The 19,972-nt window shown below is 70.4% G+C and carries 16 protein-coding genes; 5 read left to right on the top strand and 11 right to left on the bottom strand.

The features are described from left to right. Positions 1-166 precede the first annotated feature (166 nt). The 4 genes from HLH28_RS15370 to HLH28_RS15355 all read left to right on the top strand — a co-directional run bounded on the left by HLH28_RS15370 (position 167) and on the right by HLH28_RS15355 (position 5,313). Positions 167-1,069, top strand: coding sequence for a glycosyltransferase family 9 protein (locus HLH28_RS15370; protein WP_182960785.1), 903 nt, complete (start codon positions 167-169; stop codon positions 1,067-1,069). A 63-nt stretch (positions 1,070-1,132) separates the two neighbouring features. Beyond that, positions 1,133-3,064, top strand: a complete 1,932-nt coding sequence (gene thrS / locus HLH28_RS15365) for a threonine--tRNA ligase (protein ID WP_182960783.1) — start codon at positions 1,133-1,135, stop codon at positions 3,062-3,064. Between the two features lie 211 nt (positions 3,065-3,275). Then, positions 3,276-3,797, top strand: a complete 522-nt coding sequence (gene infC, locus HLH28_RS15360; protein WP_182960781.1) for a translation initiation factor IF-3 — start codon at positions 3,276-3,278, stop codon at positions 3,795-3,797. An 88-nt stretch (positions 3,798-3,885) separates the two neighbouring features. Then, entirely contained in the window at positions 3,886-5,313 is a 1,428-nt protein-coding gene (locus tag HLH28_RS15355) for an FAD-binding domain-containing protein (protein WP_182960779.1), read from the top strand. A 90-nt stretch (positions 5,314-5,403) separates the two neighbouring features. Here HLH28_RS15355 and HLH28_RS15350 read toward each other — a convergent pair whose 3' ends face one another. From HLH28_RS15350 to hrpB, 6 genes are all read right to left on the bottom strand, one after another. Continuing rightward, positions 5,404-6,129 (bottom strand): SIMPL domain-containing protein, encoded by a 726-nt coding sequence (locus HLH28_RS15350; RefSeq protein ID WP_182960777.1) that lies wholly within the window; start codon positions 6,127-6,129, stop codon positions 5,404-5,406. After that, on the bottom strand, positions 6,126-6,473 hold the full coding sequence (locus HLH28_RS15345; protein WP_182960775.1) for a hypothetical protein: 348 nt from the start codon (positions 6,471-6,473) through the stop codon (positions 6,126-6,128). The genes HLH28_RS15350 and HLH28_RS15345 overlap by 4 nt, the downstream gene beginning before the upstream one ends. A 20-nt stretch (positions 6,474-6,493) precedes the next feature. Beyond that, the gene (locus HLH28_RS15340; RefSeq protein ID WP_182960773.1) at positions 6,494-8,053 is read right to left on the bottom strand and encodes a sensor histidine kinase; all 1,560 of its coding nucleotides are present in this window, start codon (positions 8,051-8,053) and stop codon (positions 6,494-6,496) included. A 146-nt stretch (positions 8,054-8,199) separates the two neighbouring features. Then, positions 8,200-8,880, bottom strand: a complete 681-nt coding sequence (locus tag HLH28_RS15335; protein ID WP_182960771.1) for a winged helix-turn-helix domain-containing protein — start codon at positions 8,878-8,880, stop codon at positions 8,200-8,202. Positions 8,881-8,985: 105 nt separating this feature from the next. After that, positions 8,986-10,119 carry a S1C family serine protease gene (locus tag HLH28_RS15330; RefSeq protein ID WP_182960769.1) on the bottom strand — a complete coding sequence of 378 codons (1,134 nt, stop codon included), beginning with the start codon at positions 10,117-10,119 and terminating at the stop codon, positions 8,986-8,988. Between the two features lie 77 nt (positions 10,120-10,196). Next, positions 10,197-12,767 carry an ATP-dependent helicase HrpB gene (gene hrpB / locus HLH28_RS15325; protein ID WP_182960767.1) on the bottom strand — a complete coding sequence of 857 codons (2,571 nt, stop codon included), beginning with the start codon at positions 12,765-12,767 and terminating at the stop codon, positions 10,197-10,199. A gap of 74 nt (positions 12,768-12,841) precedes the next feature. Between hrpB and HLH28_RS15320 the strand changes: the two genes are divergently transcribed. After that, positions 12,842-14,962, top strand: coding sequence for a protein-disulfide reductase DsbD family protein (locus HLH28_RS15320; RefSeq protein ID WP_408869857.1), 2,121 nt, complete (start codon positions 12,842-12,844; stop codon positions 14,960-14,962). 63 nt (positions 14,963-15,025) lie between these two features. On the opposite strand, the gene HLH28_RS15315 is transcribed toward HLH28_RS15320, so the two are convergent. From HLH28_RS15315 to HLH28_RS15295, 5 genes are all read right to left on the bottom strand, one after another. Continuing rightward, positions 15,026-15,949: a hypothetical protein gene (locus tag HLH28_RS15315; protein ID WP_182960765.1), complete on the bottom strand. Its 924-nt coding sequence runs from the start codon at positions 15,947-15,949 to the stop codon at positions 15,026-15,028. 147 nt (positions 15,950-16,096) lie between these two features. Continuing rightward, the gene (gene hslO / locus HLH28_RS15310) at positions 16,097-17,047 is read right to left on the bottom strand and encodes an Hsp33 family molecular chaperone HslO (RefSeq protein ID WP_182960763.1); all 951 of its coding nucleotides are present in this window, start codon (positions 17,045-17,047) and stop codon (positions 16,097-16,099) included. A 211-nt stretch (positions 17,048-17,258) separates the two neighbouring features. Continuing rightward, the gene (locus HLH28_RS15305; RefSeq protein WP_182960761.1) at positions 17,259-17,582 is read right to left on the bottom strand and encodes a hypothetical protein; all 324 of its coding nucleotides are present in this window, start codon (positions 17,580-17,582) and stop codon (positions 17,259-17,261) included. Next, on the bottom strand, positions 17,579-18,580 hold the full coding sequence (gene argF, locus HLH28_RS15300; protein WP_182960759.1) for an ornithine carbamoyltransferase: 1,002 nt from the start codon (positions 18,578-18,580) through the stop codon (positions 17,579-17,581). The genes HLH28_RS15305 and argF overlap by 4 nt, the downstream gene beginning before the upstream one ends. After that, positions 18,577-19,800, bottom strand: coding sequence for an aspartate aminotransferase family protein (locus tag HLH28_RS15295; RefSeq protein ID WP_182960757.1), 1,224 nt, complete (start codon positions 19,798-19,800; stop codon positions 18,577-18,579). Before HLH28_RS15295 ends, argF begins: the two co-directional genes overlap by 4 nt. Positions 19,801-19,972 lie beyond the last annotated feature (172 nt).

Here is a 19,972-nt window from a genome sequence, read left to right as displayed (position 1 = left end):
TCCATGAAGAAGGGCGGCGCGTCTGCTGTCTCCCCTTTTCTCCGGCGTCGTCCCTGATTACGGCGCGTCAGCGTCCCGCCCCGGGGACGACGCCGGCTTGTCCTGGTTTCCGTTCCTTCGCCACCCCGCTGTTTTCTTGCGGGACGTTCTGGATTAACGAGGACGCATGACGCGCATTCTCGTGATCAAGCTGGGTGCGCTGGGCGATCTGGTCCAGGCTTTCGCCCCTTTTGCCGCCATTCGTGGCCATCATCCCGACGCCGACCTGACGCTGCTGACGACCCCCCCCTTCGCCGGGCTGATGCGGGTCGCACCGTGGTTCGATCGCGTGATCGTGGACGCGCGACCGTCCTGGTGGAACCTGCGCGGGCTGGCGACGCTGCGCCGGGACCTCTCGGGCTACGACATGGTCTATGACCTGCAGACCTCGGGCCGGTCGTCGCGCTATTTCCGCCTGGCGGGCCGTCCCCCCTGGTCGGGCATCGCGGCGGGCGCGTCCCGGCGGCACGACAATCCGCAACGCGATCATATGCACACCCGCGCGCGCCAGCGCGACCAGCTGCTCCGCGCCGGCATTGCCGACGTCCCGGACCCGGACCTGTCATGGCTGGCGGTGGGCGGTCCGGTGCTGCCCGATCCCTATGCGCTGCTGGTGCCGGGTGCGGCCCCCCATCGCCCGGCGAAGCGCTGGCCTGCCGAGCGGTTCGGAGCGCTGGCCTGCCGCCTGCGGAACGCGGGCGTGACGCCTGTGGTCATCGGCACGGCCGCCGAGGCCCCGCTGGCATCCTCGATCCTGGCGGCCTGTCCCCAGGCCCGGGACCTGACCGGCCAGACCGGCCTGGCCGACCTGGCCGGTCTGGCCGCGCGGGCGCGGCTGGCGGTGGGCAACGATACCGGGCCGATGCACCTGGCCGCCGCGATGGGCTGCCCCGCGACGGTCCTGTTTTCGCGCGACAGCGATCCGTCCCTGACCGCCCCATTGGGCCGCGCGCCGGGGCAGGTGCGGGTCATTCGCGTGGACGATCTGGCCGCCCTGAGCGTGGAGAGGGTTGCGGCGTCGCTCGGCTGAGGCCATTACAGCGACGTTTCCCTGTTTCTTTCCTGCCCGTTTTCCTGTCCGGAGCATCCATCCATGCCTGCCATCACCCTGCCTGACGGATCCGTTCGCCGCTTTGACGGTCCGGTGACGGGCACTACGGTGGCGGGGGCCATCGGCCCCGGACTGGCCCGAGCCGCCCTGGCGATGGAAATCGACGGCAAGCTGGTCGATCTGTCGCGCGAGATCGAGGACGATGCGTCGGTGCGCTTCGTCACCCGCAAGGACGAGGCCGCGCTGGAGATGATCCGCCATGACGCCGCCCATGTGCTGGCCGAGGCGGTGCAGTCGCTGTGGCCCGGCACGCAGGTCACGATCGGCCCGTCGATCGAAAACGGATTCTATTACGATTTCTATCGCAACGAACCTTTCACGCCCGAGGATTTCCCGGTGATCGAGGCCCGCATGCGCGAGATCGTGGCCGCGAACGCGTCCTTCGTGCGCGAAGTCTGGCCGCGGGACGAGGCGATCCGTTTCTTCGAGGACCGGGGCGAACGCTTCAAGGCCGAGCTGATCCGCGACCTGCCGGTGGATGAGCAGATCTCGATCTACCGCCAGGGCGAATGGCTGGACCTGTGCCGGGGGCCGCATCTGCGCGGAACGGCCGACGTGGGCAATGCCTTCAAGCTGATGAAGGTGGCCGGGGCGTACTGGCGCGGCGACCACCGCAATCCGATGCTGACCCGCATCTACGGCACCGCCTGGCGCGACCAGAAGGAACTGGACGCCCACCTGCACCAGCTGGAGGAGGCGGAACGCCGCGACCATCGCCGCATCGGGCGGGAGATGGACCTGTTCCATATCCAGGAAGAGGCCGTGGGGTCGATCTTCTGGCACCCCAAGGGCTGGCGCCTGTATACGGTGCTGCAGGATTACATGCGCCGGGCGCAGACGCGCGGCGGGTACGAAGAGGTCCGCACCCCCCAGCTGGTCGATCGCGCGCTGTGGGAGGCCTCGGGCCACTGGGACAAATATCGCGAGCACATGTTCGTCGCGACCGTCGAGGACGAGGACAAGACCCTCGCGCTCAAGCCGATGAACTGCCCGTGCCATGTGCAGATCTTCCGACATGGCCTGCGCTCGTACCGCGAACTGCCGCTGCGGATGGCGGAATTCGGCGCCTGCCATCGCTATGAGCCGTCCGGCGCGCTGCACGGGATCATGCGCGTACGTTCGTTCACCCAGGACGACGCGCATATCTTCTGCACCGAGGACCAGATCGCGGCCGAGACCGCGCGCTTCGTACGCATGCTGGCGGACGTCTATGCCGACCTGGGATTCGAGAGCTTCCGGGTGAAGTTCGCCGACCGGCCCGACCAGCGCGCGGGCACCGATGAGACCTGGGACCGGGCCGAGGGCGCGCTGATCGAGGCCTGCCGCCTGGCGGGGGTTTCGTACGAGCATAACCCCGGCGAGGGCGCGTTCTACGGGCCGAAGCTGGAGTTCGTGCTGCGCGACGCCATCGGCCGCGACTGGCAATGCGGCACCCTGCAGGTCGATTACGTGCTGCCGGAACGGCTGGACGCGTCCTATATCGGCGAGGACAGCGCCCGGCACCGTCCGGTGATGCTGCATCGTGCGATCCTGGGATCGTTCGAGCGGTTCCTAGGCATCCTGATCGAACAGCATGCCGGCCGTTTCCCGCTGTGGCTGGCCCCGGTGCAGGTGGTGGTGGCGTCGATCGTCACCGACGCGGCCCCCTATGCCCAGCAGGTCGCGGACACGCTGAAGGCCGCCGGGCTGGTGGTCGAGACCGACATCCGCAACGAGAAGATCAATGCCAAGATCCGCGAGCACAGTCTGGCGCGCGTGCCGGTGATCCTGGTCGTCGGCCGCAAGGAGGCCGAGGAGGGCACCGTCGCCATCCGCCGCCTGGGCGGCGCGGCGCAGGAGGTCGCATCGCTGGACGACGCGGCGCGGGCGCTGGCGGAGGAGGCCCTGCCGCCCGACCTGCGCCGTACCCGCTGACCTTCCGGGCGGTCGTCTGCTGACGGCGCATGGCTGGCTTCGTCCTCCATGCGCCGAGAATGCTTGATCTGGGTGGCCAGTTTGCGCCACATAACGACCTATCCGGAGGTTTCTCACGCTACCCCGACCCCTTGGCCCTCGGGCGGAGGCACTGGGCGGCGTGTCCTCCGTGCCGAAATGAAGACAGGAGCCGACCATAGCCAGACCTCCGATGCCCACTCCGCCTAACCGCGAGGGCCCACGCGTCAACGAGGAAATCCGCGTCCCGCAGGTGCGTCTGATCGACGCGGAAGGCGAGATGCTGGGTGTCATGCCCACGCGCGACGCGCTGATGCGTGCCTACGCGGTGGGTCTCGATCTGCTGGAAATCAGTCCGAACGCCGAACCGCCGGTCGCCAAGATCCTCGATTACGGCAAGTTCAAGTACGAACAGCAGAAGAAGCGGAACGAGGCCCGCAAGAAGCAGAAGGTCATCGAGATCAAGGAGGTCAAGGTCCGCCCCAACATCGATGAAAACGACTATCAGGTGAAGATGCGCGCCATGAAGTCGTTCATCGGGGAAGGCGACAAGGTCAAGGTGACCCTGCGCTTCCGCGGACGCGAGATGGCGCATCAGGACCTGGGCATCAAGGTGCTGGAGCGGATTCGTTCGGAAATGGACGAACAGGCGAAGGTCGAGCAGATGCCCAAGCTGGAAAACCGCCAGATGATCATGGTCCTGTCGCCCCGCTGAACCGGGCAACGACGAACCGAAGACGAAAAGGCCCGGACAGCCCGTCCGGGCCTTTTTTCGTTCGGGCAACCAGGGCAGGGTTTCCACCGTGACGCGATCTTATCCCATAATCGTCTGGTTTCGCGAGGATTTCCGGCTGTCCGACAATGCGGCCCTCTCGGCGGCCGTCGAAAAGGGGCATCCGGTCCTGTGCGTGTTCGTGCTGGATGCGGCCGCTTTTCCGGGAGGGGCGGCACGCTGGTGGCTGGACGGGGCGTTGCGTGCGCTGGATGCCGCCTTGCGCACGCATGGCGGCGCGTTGCATGTGCTGCGCGGGTCGGCCGCCCGCCTGATCCCGGAACTGGCGCAGTGCAGCGGGGCCGCCGCCGTCCATTGGAACCGTCGGTACGATCCCGGCGGGCGGGCCGTGGATGCCTCGCTCAAGGGGACGCTTCGGCAGATGGGCGTTGCCGGACACAGTTTTGCGGGCGCGTTGCTGCACGAACCCTGGACGGTTCGTACGCGTACCGGTACGCCGTTTCAGATGTTCACGCCCTTCTGGCGTGCGGCCTGCGCAGTCGGGGGGCCGCGACCACCCTTGCCGGCACCATCGGGCTTCTCGTTCGCGGAATGGCCAGAGTCGTTCGGGGAAAACCGCGTCGTGGCGGCGGGCTTCGGACTGTTGCCCGTGGCGCCGGACTGGGCTGCCGGCCTGCGTGAGGAATGGACGCCGGGCGAGACTGCGGCGCAGGATGGCCTGACGCGATTCGTGACGGAAGACCTGGCGGCGTACGGACGTGCGCGGGACATTCCGGCCGCGGAGGGAACCTCCAGATTGTCGCCGTATCTGCGCTTCGGCCACATCACGCCGGCCCAGGTAAGGCAGGCCGTCCTGGAGTCGGGGCAGGAGGGTACGAAATTTCTGGCGGAAATCGGATGGCGCGAATTTGCCTGGTCCCTGCTGTTCGAGCACGAGGACCTGACGAGGCGGAATCTGCGCAGCGCGTTCGATGCATTGCCCTGGCGAACGGATCCGGCAGGTCTGCGGGCATGGCAGGCGGGACGGACGGGGTATCCGCTGGTGGATGCCGGCATGCGGCAGTTGTGGCGGACGGGATGGATGCACAACCGGGTCAGGATGGTCGTGGCGTCGTTCCTGGTAAAGCATCTGCTGATCGACTGGCGACAGGGCGAGGCATGGTTTGCCGACACGCTCGTGGATCATGATCCGGCGAGCAATCCGATGAACTGGCAATGGAATGCGGGCACGGGCGTGGATGCCGCCCCATTCTTCCGGATCATGAATCCGCTCCTGCAATCGGAGAAATTCGATCCGGAGGGCGATTATATCCGTCGCTGGGTTCCGGAACTGGCGGATGTGCCAGCGGGGATGATCCATGCCCCCTGGGCGGCCGATGCCGGGGCCCTGGGGGCATGCGGCGTGGTGCTAGGGCGGGATTACCCGGCGCCGATCGTGGACCACCGACAGGCGCGGGCCCGCGCGCTTGCCGCGTGGACGGCCCTTCGGAAGGAATGAAGCGGGCGGGATGCCTGCTTCTTCTTCAGAAAAGAGGAAGTCCTCTCTCCCCCGGGCCGCATCCACAGCCCTCGAAGTGCATGACAGGTTCTAGGGCCGCAGCAGGACCGTCGCGGTGGCTGCTGCCGTCACGTCCTGTTCCTCGGGCGGGGCGGTGGGCGGCAGGGCGGCGCGGGCGGCCATCATCATCATGGGCATCGGACGTGGCATGCCCCGGTCTTCCAGGGTCACGGACCGGATCGTGCCGACCGTCAGCCCCAAGGTGGCGGCGGCGGAGGCGGCGCGCTGGCGCACGGCCTTCAGAGCCTCGGCTTCGGCCTGCTGGATCAGGGCGGTGCGCCGGTCGGGCGACAGGGACCAGTCCAGCCCCGACAGGGCCAGGCCGCGCGCCTGCAACCGTCCGACCAGGTCCAGCAGCTTCGCCCCGTCGCCCCCGGTCAGGCGGATGGATTGCCGCGCCGTCCATTGCTGCGACCGGGGCGCGTCGTCGTGTTGCACCGAATAGCTATCGGTGACGATGACCAACCCCCCGGCGGCCCCGGCGGCGTCGGTGGCCTGGCGGATCAGCGCGTTGACCCGTTCCTGCGCGGTCGAGACGGCCGGCGCGGTGGCTTCGGCGAACAGGGTGGCGGTCAGCCGGTCGGGGGGGGCGTGGACGGTGCCGGTCGCCGACAGCGTCAGCTCCGTCGTCGTCGGCGGCGGCGCGGGCACGGGGGCGCCGCCCTGCGCGAGGGCGGGAGAGATCAGGGCCGGGACCGCCAGGACGGCCAGTGCGGGGACGGCAGGGCGGGCGATCACGGGGACGCGTCGCGTCATGAATGGGTATCCTCCTTCAGAACCACCAGGGCGCGGCGCAGATGGACGATGCCGGATCGGATCTTGCCTTCTGCACACAGATGGGCGCCCTGGACGCGCAGGTCGCGGACCTCGCGCGGCGGGGGGCCATAGGCGTCGATGACGGTGATCAGCCGGTCGCAGAAGGCACGGCTGTCGCTGGTGATGATGACCGGCTGCCCGGGCTCTTCGACCCCTTCGGCATGTTCCCCGGACTCGACGGGCTGGATCTCGTCGGGGGTGCGGGCGAACCCGCACAGGCAAAGGCTCATGGCCACGAGGGCGGGGGCCATCAGGGCTGGGACCGCAAGGGGCTGCATGTTCATGAGGGGAACCCTAGGGCAAGTCATGTGTCGCGCTCATGGGGTGCAAGTGAAGCCTCCTTCATGACAGGCCGGCCGGATGCCGGTGCGTCTGGCGAGGTCGGTAGGGTCGGGATGGGGCGGGCCGTGCGGGCGGGACGCGCGGGACTATGCGACGCCGGAAGGATCATTCGTACCGACAGGCCGGGCGTCTGGGAGCGCAGGCGCAGCACCCCGCCATGCAGCTGGACGATCGCCTGCACCAGGGACAGGCCCAGCCCCGCGCCGGGCGTGTTGCGCGCCGTCTCGGCACGGAAGAAGCGTTCGGACGCACGGGCCAGGTCGGCCTCGTTCATGCCGATGCCCTCGTCGGTGACGGCGATGGTGACGACGCTCTTGCCGGGCCGGGGGATGCCGTGGCCGGGCAGGCTTGGCCCCACGCTGGCGGCCAGCGTCACCGTCCCGCCTGCGGGCGAGAACTTGATGGCGTTGTCCAGCAGATTGGCGACCGCCTGCTGCATCAGCGACCGGTCGCCATGGAACGGCAGGCTCGATGGCAGGCGCAGCGCCAGGTGAATATGCCGTTCCTCGGCCACGGCTTCGTACAGGTCGCCCACGTCCACCAGCACGGGCGCCAGGTCGAACGGCGCGAAGGCCGCCCGCCGCGACCCGGCCTCGATCTGGGCGATGCGCAACAGGGCCTCGAACACCGCCGTGACGTTGTCCAGATGTCCGACCGCGCGTTCCACCGCCATGCGCAGCTCCTCCTCGCCATGAGCGTGCAGGGCGGCATCCTCCAGCTGGGTGCGGGCGCGGGTGATCGGGGTGCGCAGGTCGTGGGCGATGGCGTTGGAGACCTGCCGCACGCCGTCCATCAGCCGGACGATGCGGTCCAGCATCTCGTTGATCGCCTCGGCGACCTGGTCCAGCTCGTCCCCGTTGCCGACCAGCGGCATGCGGCGCGACAGATCGCCCCGGGCGATGGCCGACGTCGTCTGGGCGACGGACTTGATCATGCGGCGGAACATGCCGTGGACCAGCACGGCGCCGCTGATGGCCAGCAGCGTCACCATCATCCATGCCCACAGCAGGGAATCGGTCAGCAGCCGGCGCAGGACGGTGCGCCCGCGCACGTCCCGGCCGACCAGCAGCCGGAAGCCGCCCGGCAGGTCGAAGGCATGGACCTGCGCCGTGTCCTGCATCCCTGCCCGCGTGACCTCCAGCGAGTACCAGACGTCGGTGCGCACCACCGAGGCCGGCCATTCGGACAGATTGCCGGCCAGGCGGCGCCCCGACGGGTCGATCATCATGTAGATCGCGTCGTCGTCCAGGTTCTGTTCCAGCCGGTCGTCGATGGTCAGCGCAAGCGTCGGCAGACCGCCCTCGGCCCAGCGCTGGCTCAGGGCCCGGGCGTCGGCATTGATCGCGGTTTCCACCTGCCGTTCCAGGAAGCCGATCGTCCCCCACCAGATGAAGGACATGAACAGGATGGAGGACAGCGCGAACAGTACCCCGTAGCCCAGTGAGAAGCGCAGGCTGGCCGAACGCGGAATGCGGAACCGCCGCCTGCGCCTGTCGGTCGCGCCATCGTGTCCGCTGCGCATGATCAGACGATTTCCATCCGTCGGTCGGGTCCCGAAGCATCCTTATCCGAGGGGCGCCATGCGCCGTTTCGGAATAAAAATCCTGAAAACAGTGAAAAACAGAGAAACGCGGTGCGCGACCGGCGTGATCCGGCCGCGCGTGCGCCCTAGTCGGCCCGCAGCATGTACCCGGCGTTGCGGATCGTATGGATCAGGGGCATTTCGAACGGCTTGTCCACCTTCTGCCGCAGGCGCGAGACATGGACGTCGATGACGTTGGTCTGCGGGTCGAAATGATAATCCCACACGCCTTCCAGCAGCATGGTCCGCGTCACGACCTGCCCGGCATGGCGCATCAGATATTCCAGAAGGCGGAATTCACGGGGTTGCAGGTCGATCTTCTGCCCCCCGCGCCGGACCGAGCGCGACAGCAGGTCGACCTCCAGATCCGCGACGACCAGGCGCGTCTGCGGCGCGTTGTCGGCGCGGCCCCGGCGCGACAGGGCCTCGACACGGGCCAGCAGTTCGCTGAACGCGAAGGGCTTGGTCACGTAATCGTCGCCGCCGGCCTTCAGCCCCTGCACGCGGTCGTCGACGTCCGCCAGTGCGGACAGCAGCAGGACCGGGGTGCTGTTGTTCTGGGCCCTGATCGTCTCCAGCAGCCGCAGGCCGTCGATCCCGCCCGGCAGCATGCGGTCCAGGATGATCAGGTCGAAATTCTCGCTGACCGCCAGGAACAGGCCGTCCTTGCCGTTATCCACGGGTTCGACCAGATGCCCGGCCTCGCGCAGGCCCTTGGCGACGAAATTGCGGACGGTCGGATCATCCTCGACGACCAGGATATGCATGTCGGTCCGGCTCCCGGTTCCTGTGATGGCCGCATCCTACCCCCGCAGGCGCCCGCCTGACCAGTGCGACGGTCCCAATGAACCTCCCGCGCGTCCGGACAAACCTCAGTCGTCCATGCCTTCGGGGCGGTGGGCGACGACCACCGCCACCGTCAGCACCGCCCCGTGGCGGCGGATCTTCACCTGGACGGTCGATCCGGGATGTTCCGCCGCAATGGTGCGGATCAGGGTACGGGAACTGTCCATCGGTTCGTCCCCCACCGTCAGGACGATGTCCCCGGTGTGCAGGTGGGCCTGCTGGGCCGGGCCGCCGCGGTCGATGTCGGTGATGCGCACGCCGTCATGAGTATCGCCGTCCGCCAGGGTCACGCCCAGCCATCCGCGGTCGATATGCCCGGTCCGGCGCAGTTCGGCGACGATGGGGGCGACGATTTCCGAAGGAATGCCGAAGCCGATGCCCACCGACCCTCCGGTGGGCGAGACGATGGCGGTATTCAGCGCCACCACCTGGCCGCTGAGATTGAAGGACGGGCCGCCGGAATTGCCCGGATTGATCGGGGCGTCCAGTTGCAGGAAATCGTCGAACGGGCTGGCGCCGATGTCGCGTCCGCGCGCCGACACGATCCCGGCCGTCACCGACGAGCCCAGTCCGAACGGGTTGCCCGCCGCCATGATCCAGTCGCCGACATTGATCTGCCGGCTGTCTCCCCAGGTCACGAACGGCAGCGGGTGCGGGGCCTGGATCCGGATGACCGCGATGTCGGTCAGGTCGTCGCTGCCCAGCAGTTTGGCGGGAAATTCCGTCCCGTCGGACAGCGACACGGTGATGCGGTCGGCCTCGCCCACCACATGGTTGTTGGTCACGATCACGCCGCTGGGGTCGACGATGAAACCGGACCCGGCCCCCAGCATTTCCTCGCCGCGCGAGCGCATGCGGTCGCGGAACCGGCGTTCGAACGGGGTGCCCTTGACGCCGGGGGGGACGGGCTGGCGCTTGTGCGGGTCGTCGGCATCCTGCGTCACGGCGATATTGACGACGGCCGGGACGACCAGCCGCACCAGCGGCGCGAAGGTCAGCGGTCCCGAGGTCACCAGCGGCGGCGCGGGCGGGGCGAACAGGGGGGCGTCGGCCGCGTGTCCCCTCGCAGGAAGGGCGGCCAGGGCGGGCAGCAGAAATGCAGGCAACAGGGCCGCAGGCATCGCGCGGCGGCGTAGGGATTGGGCGACCATCCGCCGCATGGGTACGGGATCCTGTTCATGTCGTAATGGTCTGCGCGGGCAAACGGAGCGGACGATAGCCGATAATTGCGGCGGCGTCATGGCCGTCCCGGCCGGTCCCGCCAAGCGGGCGGCGTGGCGGTCGCGGGGTGTTCAGGCCAGTCGTGGCGCGGATAGCGCCCGCGCATGTCCCGACGCATGTCGGCCCAGGATCCGGCCCAGAATCCAGCCAGGTCGGCGGTGATCGCCTGCGGCCGTCCGGCGGGCGACAGAAGGGCGATCTGCAGTGGAATGCGTCCGTCGGCCAGGCGAGGGGTCTCGCGCACGCCGTAGAAGGCCTGCGCACGTGCCGAGGCGGTGGGCACCGGCTGGGTATAATCGACGGGCACGCGTCCCCCCGGCAGGTCCAGGGCGGTGGGCAGCGTCCGGTCGAGCCAGGCCAGCGTCGCATGGTCCAGGTGCCCGCGCAGGATCGCCAGCACGTCCAGTGCCGTGACCTCGGACAGGCGGGTCAGGCCGGGCAGCCACGGCGGCAGCCAGTCCGCCGCCCCGGCGGCCAGCGCCGCATCCGACAGGTCCGGCAGGTCCTCGCGCCCCGGCAGGGTGCGCGCCAGCGCCAGCCGGGCCTGGAACTGCCGCGCCGCCGGCGTCCAGCCCAGGGTGCTGTCCAGCCGGTCGGCCACCTGGCGCAGCAGCAGGCCCGCGACCTCGTCGGGCGCGGCGGCCACGGTGCGGTCGCGCAGGACCAGTGCCCCCAGCCGCAGTCGGCGACGCGCCATGACCGCGCCGGTCACCGGGTCCAGCGTCGTTTCCACCTGTTCGTGCGCGCGGGCGCGCAGGCTGTCGGGCAGGCGGTCGGGATCCAGTGGCGCGGCCAGCCGGATATCGGCCGCCACGCGCACCTGCAGGGTCGCGACCGCCAGCAGGCCGGCATCGGCGAGGCGGTCGGTCTTGCCCAGGCGCGCGCCGCCGCCGCCCGACAGGCGGAAGCTGCCGGGCTCGCCGCGCCGCTGGGCGATGCGGTCGGGAAAGGCCGCTGCCAGCAGGGCCCCGGGGTCGCCCGCCGCGGCGGTGCCTCCGCGCGGGCCCCCGGGCAGGCCCATGCGCCGGCGATATTGCCCCGCTGCCTGGCGGATCCGCGCCAGCGCGCCGCGATCGGCGTCCGGATGGTCGGCGCCGGCCAGCAGGTCCAGCCGCAGGGCGATGTCGGCGGGCGGAATGGCGGGCGCCCCGCGTCCAGTCCCCCGACCGGCCGGCGCGGGTCGGGCGCGCAGGGGATCGCGTTCTTCCAGCAGGGCGGCGATGTCGGCCGCCAGGGCGGCTTCGGCCGGATCACGGGCGGCCAGCATCATGGCCGCCAGACGCGGATGCGCGCCCAGCGCCGCCATGCGCTGGCCGGCCGGCGTGATCCGGCCGGCGTCATCCAGTGCGCCCAGGTCCGCCAGCAAGGTCCGCGCGGCCTCGAACGCGCCGTTGGGCGGGGCATCGGGCAGGGGCAGGGCGTCGGGCGGGGTGCCCATCGCCGCCTGCCATGCGGCGGTGTCCAGACGCAGGCCGGTCAGTTCGCCATCCAGGATCTCGGCCCGGTCATGCAGGGCCATGCCGCGCCCCGTTGCCTCGCTCCACAGGCGCAGGGCGGTGCCGGGGGCTTCGCGCCCCGCGCGGCCGGCGCGCTGCGCCGCCGCCGCACGGGAAATCCGCACCGTTTCCAGCCGGGACAGTCCGGTTCCCGGATCCAGGCGCGGGCTGCGCCGGAAGCCGCCATCGACGACGATCCGCACGCCGGGCACCGTCAGCGACGTCTCGGCGATCGACGTCGCCAGGATGACGCGCCGCCCGGCGTCCGGGGCGGGCCGCAGCACCCGGTCCTGCTCGGCCGGGGGCATTTCGCCATACAGGGACAGCACGTCGGCCGGCACGCCCGCCAGCGCCGCCTGGGTGCGCCGGATCTCGCCCACGCCGGGCAGGAAGGCCAGGATGTCGCCCGCATGCTCGGCCAGCGCGGCGCGGATCGTCCGGGCCATGGCGTCGGGCAGGTCGCGCAGATGGGGAATGTCGCGGGGGGCATGCCGGATCTCCACCGGGAACATCCGGCCCGCGCTTTCGATCAGGGGGGCATCCATCAGGGTCGCCAGCGCGGCGCCGTCCATGGTCGCCGACATCGCCACCAGCCGCAGGTCCGGCCGCAGGCTGCGTTGCAGATCCAGGCAGAACGCCAGCGCGACGTCGGCGTCCAGCGACCGTTCGTGAATTTCGTCCAGGATGACGCACGCCACGCCGTCCAGCGTCGGGTCGGACAGCAGGCGGCGGACCATCAGCCCCTCGGTCACCACCTCGATGCGCGTGCGCTCCGACACGGCGGACTCCAGGCGCGTGCGGTAGCCGACCAGCCCGCCGGCATCCTCGCCCAGCAGGCCGGCCATCCGCTGCGCGGCGGCGCGGGCGGCCAGCCGGCGGGGTTCCAGCATGACGATCCGTCCGTCACCGCGCCATGGGGCGTCCAGCAGCGCCAGCGGCACTGTCGTGGTCTTGCCCGCGCCGGGCGGTGCGACCAGCACCGCGCCCGGCACCCGGACCAGGCTGTCGCGCAGGGCCGGCAGAACCTCGGCCACCGGCAGGTCGGCCGGGATGAAACAAGCGGGGTTTTGCAGGGCGGGGCGGTAGTCCATATCCTGCTTATGCGTCCGCGGCCCGGCGCCGGCAATCACCGGCGCACGCCGCCTGCCTACCGGAGAATGCGTTCGTGATCCTGTCCCGGCTTCTGCCAGTCTTCCTGCTCGCCCTCGTGGCGCTGTCGCCCGGCCTTGCCGGGGCGGCGGAAAGTACGCCGGTCGTCAGCGCGCGCGACACGGCGACGCTGGTGACCGACACGGATCGCTACCGTCCCGGGGTGCCGCTGCATGTCGGCCTGCGCCTGCGGCTGCAGCCGGGATGGCACACCTACTGGATCAATCCCGGCGACGCGGGCGAGGCGCCGACCCTGGATGTGCGCGGCACGGGCGGGGCCACCGGCCAGGCGGGCGTCATCGCCTGGCCGGTGCCCGAACGCCTGCGCGACGGACCGCTGATGTCCTACGCCTATACCGGCGACGTGGTGCTGCCTGCCGAACTGCGCCCGGTCGCGGCGGCGGAGGCGGCCGACGGCGCCATGGTGCTGAAGGCCACCGCCGACTGGCTGGTCTGTGCCGCCGTGTGCGTGCCCGAACATGGCGTCTTCACGCTGACGCTGCCCGACGGCGATCCCGCCCCGTCGGCCGAGGCCCCGCTGTTCGCGCAGGCCGCCGCGGCGCTGCCTGCGGCCTCGCCGTTCGCGGCGACGATCGCACCGGACGGGACGCTGGGCCTGTCGGGCGACGGGCTGTCGTCCGACACGGTGCGCGATGCCTGGTTCATGCCCCTGGTGGCCGGGGCGATCGACCAGGACGCCGTGCAGAAGCTGTCGGTGCACGCGGGCGGACTGACCCTGGCGTTGAAGCCCGGCGATGCCTTCCATTCCGCAGCGACCCTGGACGGCGTGGTGGTACTGAAGGACGCGGCGGGGCAGGAGCGGGGATTATCGATCTCGGCGCGTCCCGGCGCCGTTGCGGGGCCGCAGGCGACGGCGCCGGCCGACGCGCCGGCGGGGATGGCCGGCATCGGACACATCCTGCTGCTGGCGTTCGGGGGCGGGCTGGTCCTGAACCTGATGCCCTGCGTGTTTCCGGTGCTGGTGATGAAGGCCATGGCCCTGACCCGCTTGGCCGGCGGCCGGGCGTCGGCCCGTCTGGCCGGAGCGGGGGCGTACACCGCCGGCGTCGTGGGCGCCTTCGCGGCGCTGGGCGGCATCATCCTGGCCGTAAGGGCGGCGGGCGCCGTCGCGGGCTGGGGGTTCCAGTTCCAGTCGGCCGCCTTCGTCGCGGCGATCTGCTGGCTGCTGTTCGCGGTCGCGCTGAACCTGCTGGGCGTGTTCGGCATGGGTAACGGGATCGCGGCTCTGGGGGGCGCCGGCACGGTGCGTTCGGGGTATCTGGGCGACGCGATGACCGGGGTTCTGGCGGTACTGGTCGCAACGCCCTGTACCGCCCCCTTCATGGGGGCGGCCATCGCCGGGGCTCTGTCGGCCCCGGCGCCGGTGGCGATGCTGGTCTTCATCGCGATGGGTGCGGGGCTGGCCGCGCCCTACCTGATGCTGGCGGGCGTGCCGGGGTTGGCGCGGTACCTGCCGCGTCCGGGCCCGTGGATGGACATCCTGCGGCAGGGGCTGGCCTTTCCGGTCCTGGGGACCTGCGTATGGCTGCTGTGGGTGCTGGCGTTGCAGGCCGGGGCGGGCGCGGTGGCGGTGCTGGGCACCGGCCTGGTGCTGGTCGGGCTGGCCGCGTGGCTGACCGGCCTGGCGCAGGGCATGGCGATGCGCGACGCGCCCGCGCGCCGGATTCGCCTGTGCCGCGCGATGGCGCTGGCGGCGCTGGGCATCGTGCTGGCGTTGCTGCCGGGACTGGGCCAGCCGATGGCCGGGGGCGACGAGGGCGGACCGGCAGTGCGTGCCGACGGGGCGGAACCGTTTTCCACGACCCGCCTGGCGGCGCTGCGGGCGCAGGGTCGTCCCGTCTTCGTGGACATGACGGCGGCGTGGTGCATTTCCTGCCTGGTGAACGAGCGGGTCGCCCTGTCCTCCGCCCCGGTGCAGGCCGCGTTCCATGACCGCGGGATCGTCTACATGAAGGGTGACTGGACCAACCGCAACGCGGAAATCAGCGCCTTCCTCGAGGCCCACGGCCGCGCGGGGGTGCCGTTCTACCTCTATTATCCGGCCGGCGGCGGCGAAGGCCGGCCCCTGCCGCAGATCCTGACGACGGGACTGGTGCTGGACGCCCTGAAGGGCTGACCGCCGGTTCCTGGCGGCTGCTGGCGACCGGATGGGAACGTCCGGTCGCCTTGCGCGCGGCGGTCAATAGCCGCCGTTTGCCGTCGTGCCGGTCGTTGCGTTCGGTGTCGTCGAGGACGTGGACGGCGTGCCGGGCGGCAGGGTCAGGTAACCGGGCTGCGGGGACATCGTACGTGGGGCGGCCGGCGTCGCGGGAACGGCGTCGGACGGCGCGCCGGTCGGAAACACCGCGTCGGGCACGTCACCTGCCGGCGGACTGGCGGGCACGGCCGGAGCGGCGGGCGTTGCCGGAACGGCGGCGGGCGGTACGGGTGGGGCGGCCGCCGCGGGGGCTACCAGGTCGGGCGTCGCTGGCGGCTGTGCGCCCGGCAGGCCTAGCGCCTGCTGCTGGATCGCGCTGGTCGATGCCGCTCCGCTGGTTTCCACCAGCCAGTCCGCCAGATGGTGACGGACCTGGAATTCCAGCTCGACGTTCATGTCCTGCATCATCTGCGACGTCAGGGTGTAGAGATGCGCCTGGGTGTCGGCATTGCCGTCCCCGTCGGACGAACTGGGGCGGAAGGTGCGGCGGACATGAGCCTCGGCATAGCCGGCGTGCTGGCCGTTCGCCGTCACGATGTCCAGATGCACGTCCATCCGTCCGTCCAGCACGCCGCCGGGCAGATGCAGGATCGACGCCCCGTCGATGGTGAAGATCGCGCTGCCCGCATTGCCCACCGCCATCAGCCGGTCCGCCGCCATGCGCAGCAGCGCCTGGTCGGGCGGGGTGGGCGCGCGGCCGGAAATGTCCCCTGGAACCGATCCCGGCTGCCCGTTATCGACGGTCGTCACCGTGCCCACGTTCAGGTGCAGCACGGGCAGGTAATCGTAATGCAGGGGGGCGAAGCTGGTCTGCGGCGGCGTCTCGTCGCACGCCGCCAGCGGCAGCAGCGGGCAGGCAAGCAGGAGCAGCAGGGACAGCCGGGCAGTCCGGCGTGACAGGCGCATGGATGGCATCTCCAACGGGTGGATCGACAGAGGACGGCAGAAAGCACAGGCAAAACAGAAAACTGTCGCAAGCCTGCCGTTCCGCGTCGCGCCGGTCAATCGGCCGCCATGATCCGGCCACATATCCGTGCGCCACGGCGCCGCATATCAGGCGCCGCCGATCTCCGCGCGCGGGAAGCGGAAGCAGATATTGCAGAATTCGCAGCTCATGCTGATCGTTCCGCCCTCGGTCATGTGGTCCAGGTCGTCGGTGGAGAACGTCTCCAGGATGCCCGACAGGCGGGCGCGGCTGCATCGGCAGCCGAAGGCCAGGGCGCGCGGGCGGTCGGCGCAGACGTCCTCGGCGTGGAACAGGCGGTAGAGCAGATCTTCCGGCGGCAGGGTTTCGTCCGTCAGTTCGGCGTCCGTGACGGTCTCGGCCAGGGTGACCGCGGTGGTCCAGCTGTCGTCCTCGTCACCCGCGGGCGCATGTTCGGCCGCGATGCCGCCCTCGGTCGCGATACGTTCCAGCAGCAGGGCGCTGGCCCGCCAGCCGGCATCGGTGTGCACGCAGGCCAGGCGGATCCAGCAGGCATGCTGTTCGCTGGTCTGGAAATAATGCGCGGCCATGTCCGAAAGCGACGCGCCCTGGATCTCGACGATGCCCTGGTGGATGTCGGTGTCGGGTCCCTGGTCGACGGTGAAGGCCAGATAGCCCGCCCCCAGCAGCCGCCCCGCATCCACATCCGGGTCGGTGGCCGCCAGTTCCGCGATCCGTGCGGCGTCCGAACGCGCGTGGAAGCGCAGCGCGCCCGCATGCGTGCAGTCGGCGACCAGGGAGGACACCGGCCCGTCGCCGCGCGCTTGCACCGAGAACGAGCCCTGGAATTTCAAGGCCGACGCCAGACCGCCGACCAATGCCAGCGCCTCGCCTGCCAGTCGCAGGACGATGTCCGGGTGATCGTGCCGGGTCAGCAGCGCGTCCGCCAGCGCGCCGACCCGCACCAGCCGCCCGCGCACCGGCCGTCCGGCCAGGTAGAACGGCGTCACCCCCTGGGGCACGACCAGGTCCGGCACATCGGGCCGATGGGTGTCGAGGAAGGCAGGGGTGTGGATCATGGGGTATCCTGTGCGGACGGGGGCAGGCTGTTTTATTCAGGGGGTGGGCCTGCGATCAGGCGCACGTTTCCTGCGCCCCACCCCGATGGGGGCAAACATATGCCGGGCCTCGGGGCGGGGCGGCCTTGATGGTCATGCGCAGCGAAGTGCCAGAAAACGCGTGCCGGATCGCCGACAGGGCGATTTCAAACCGGTTTAAAACTTGCCTCTTTCAGATGCGGGCGCTGATTTCGGCCTCCAGCGCTTCCAGTTTAGTCTCGAAGATGCGCAGAACCTCGGGCTGGACCCTTTCCTTGGCGGCCAGCGCCTTCAGCAGGGCCTGTCGGCACCGGTCATGGGCGGCGTCCAGATCCTCGGTCCGGCTGGCCCCGGCCAGGCAATCCAGGTAGGCGTTGCGCAGGACCGTCACGCCGGGGCCGGTGCAGGGCAGGGTGGCGAAGGCGGCCTCCACGCTGCCTTCCACCCAGCCCGGGGTCGCCGGCACGTCCTCGGTGGTGGTGGGGTGGGCGGGTACTTCGGCGGGGCCGGTGGTCATGGGGTCGCGTCCTCCTGTCCGTAATCCTGCCAGCGTTCGCCGCCCATGGCCCACACCAGCAGGCCCTTCTGGGCGTGCAGGCGATTTTCGGCCTCGTCGAACACCACCGAACGGGGGCCCTCGAAGACGTCCTCGGTCACTTCCTCGCCGATATGGGCGGGCAGGCAATGCATGAAAAGGGCGCCGGGGGCGGCATGTCCCATCAGGGCCGAATCGACGCGATAGGGTGTGAAGGCCACCAGGCGCTGCGCCGCGTCGGTGTCGGACATGCTGACCCAGGTGTCGGTAATGACGCAGTCCGCGCCGGCCACCGCGTCGCGCGGGTCCGTCGTCACCGTGATGTCGGCGCCCGCCTGCCGTGCCCACGCCAGGGCGTCGTCCGATGGCGCGTGCGTGGTCGGCGTGCCCAGCCGGAGGCGGAAGCCGAACAGGGCGGCGGCTTCGATCAGGGACGTGGCCACATTGTTGCCGTCGCCCACCCAGGCCAGGGTCCGTCCGGCGATCGGGCCGCGATGTTCCTCGAACGTCATGATGTCGGCCAGGATCTGCGCCGGATGGGAATCCGGCGTCAGGCCGTTGATGACGGGCACGCTGGCCCAGCGCGCCAGTTCGTGCAGCACCGCCGTGTCGCCGGTGCGCAGGACGATGGCGTCGACGAAACGCGACAGCACGCGCGCCGTGTCGGCGATCGTCTCGCCCCGGCCGAGCTGCATGTCGTTGGGCGACAGCAGGATGACGTCGCCGCCCAGCTGGCGCATGCCGACCTCGAACGACACGCGGGTGCGTGTCGAAGGCTTGGATAGCATGAGGCCCAGCGCGCGGCCCAGCAGCGGCTGGCGCGGATGCAGCGGGCGGGCGCGGCCGTGCTGCATGCGCTTGATACGGCTGCCGAGATCGAGGATCGCGCGCAGCGTCGCGCCGTCGAAATCGCGCAGGTCCAGGAAATGGCGCGGGGGCATGGCGGCGGTCCGGACGGGACCGGTCGGAATCACGTTCATGCCGCGCTCTCCTGTCCGGCCGACGTCATTGCCAGCTGGGCGGCCAGGTGGGCGCGCACCCGCAGAGCGGCGTGGCGCAGGCGGCGGGCGGCCTCGGCGCAATCGTCCTCGGTGATCACCAGCGGCGGCACCAGGCGCAGGACGTTGTCCCCGGCGGTCACGCCCAGCACGCCTTCATGCATCGCGGCGTCCTGCACCAGGCCGACCGGCGCCACGCAGCGCAGGCCCAGCATCAGGCCGATGCCGCGCCGCGCGTCGAAGACGTCGGGGAAGGCCGCGACCAGATCGTCCAGGTACCCCGCCAGCAGGGCGCCGCGCGCCTGCACCTGGTCGAGGAAGCCCGGGGCCAGCAGGACGTCCAGCACCGCGTTCGCCGCCGTGCAGGCCAGCGGATTGCCGCCGAACGTGGTCCCGTGCGACCCCGGCGTCAGGTGGCGGGCCACCGCCTCGGTCGCCAGGATGGCACCCATGGGGAAGCCGCCGGCGATGCCCTTGGCGGTGGACATCACGTCCGGGGTCACGCCCGACCATTCATGGGCGAACAGCCGGCCGGTGCGGCCCATGCCGCTCTGGACCTCGTCCATGCCCAGGTACAGGCCGAACTCGTCGCACGCGGCGCGCAGTTCCTGCAGGAAGCGCGGATCGGCGACGTTGACGCCGCTTTCGCCCTGCACGGGTTCGATCATGATGCCGGCGGTCTCGGCCGTGATCGCGGCGCGCACGGCGTTCATGTTGTTCATCGGTACATGGTCGAAGCCTTCGACCGCCGGGCCGAACCCGTCGAGATATTTCGGGTTGCCGGTGGCCGCCAGCATCGCCAGCGTGCGCCCGTGGAACGCGCCGTTGAAGCAGATGATGCGGTTGCGTTCCGGATGGCCGTCGCGGGCCTGGGCGCGGCGGATCATCTTCACCATGCCTTCGTTCGCCTCGGCGCCCGAATTGCAGAAGAAGACGCTGTCGGCGAAGCTGGCGGCGACCAGCCGTTCCGCCAGCCGTTCGGCCTGAGGGACGCGATACAGGTTCGACACATGCATCACCCGCGCCGCCTGTCCGGCGATGGCCGCGACCAGGTGGGGGTTGTTGTGTCCCAGCGACGAGGTCGCGATGCCCGCGCCCAGGTCCAGGAATCGTCGTCCGTCCGCCGTGTACAGCCAGCAGCCTTCTCCCCGCTCGAAGGCGAGGTCGGCACGGTTGTAGGTGGGCATCAGGGCGGGAATCATGATGGACCTTGTCGTTCTCTGTCCGGGGTCGTTTGCTGTCCGGGTTGCGGGAAGATCTGAAACGCGAAACGGCCCACACGCCGGGGGCGGGCAGGCATTCGTCTCGCGGGCATGATGCGGGCGGGTGAGGCCACAAGTCAAATTCTGTCGCATCCCGTCGCGCGCATGCCGC

It is taken from the genome of Gluconacetobacter tumulisoli (assembly GCF_014174155.1).
In the GTDB taxonomy this organism is placed as follows: domain Bacteria; phylum Pseudomonadota; class Alphaproteobacteria; order Acetobacterales; family Acetobacteraceae; genus Gluconacetobacter; species Gluconacetobacter tumulisoli.
Note: the sequence above shows the minus strand (reverse complement) of the source record. Positions and strands in the feature narration are given on the sequence as shown.